This is a genomic window from Bradyrhizobium sp. Kon58 (assembly GCF_055807455.1).
Genome location: NZ_JBVVOT010000153.1, coordinates 1 through 456, shown reverse-complemented (window position 1 = coordinate 456; position 456 = coordinate 1). Strand labels below are relative to the sequence as shown.

General features: G+C 60.1%; 1 protein-coding gene. It reads right to left on the bottom strand.

The features are described from left to right. Window positions 1–22 precede the first annotated feature (22 nt). A complete protein-coding gene (locus tag AC0L20_RS39905; RefSeq protein ID WP_473295652.1) occupies window positions 23–352 on the bottom strand; it encodes a hypothetical protein in 330 nt (109 codons plus the stop codon). Window positions 353–456 lie beyond the last annotated feature (104 nt).

Here is a 456-nt window from a genome sequence, read left to right as displayed (position 1 = left end):
TTGGATACAAGCGCCGGGGAGATTAGTCCCGACGCCTCCACTGCCAGGCTTGAGCATAACGGCTGGTCCAGTAACCGAAAGCGCCACCGAGCAGCAGGCCGAGTGACGCGAACTCGTGTTTGTAGAAGGCCACCTCACTGATATCGCCGACCACCCAACGCAACCACGCTGTTGGCGTGGGCAGGCTGGCCATCATGTCGTTGTAGCTTGGCCAGAGCTGCGGCGCCGAGGTGGAGTAAGCCACTGACAACCCTGTGAGCGACACTACCAGGGTGAGCGAGGCCAGGATCAGGATGACAAGGTGGCGAACGGATGAGTCTGATGATGCTTTTCTTGTTGGTATGAAACCCATGATCGCACCTCCATCAGCGTGGCAGGCACGGGTGAAGGCGGTAGCCGAGCATCGCGTCATAGAGGTCGCTGCGACGGTCCCGGTGCAGGTCGTTGAGGCTGTTC

Excerpts from the sequence above, each read along its gene's own strand:
- AC0L20_RS39905 (WP_473295652.1), bottom strand. The coding sequence starts at position 352 with ATGGGTTTCATACCAACAAGAAAAGCATCATCAGACTCATCCGTTCGC.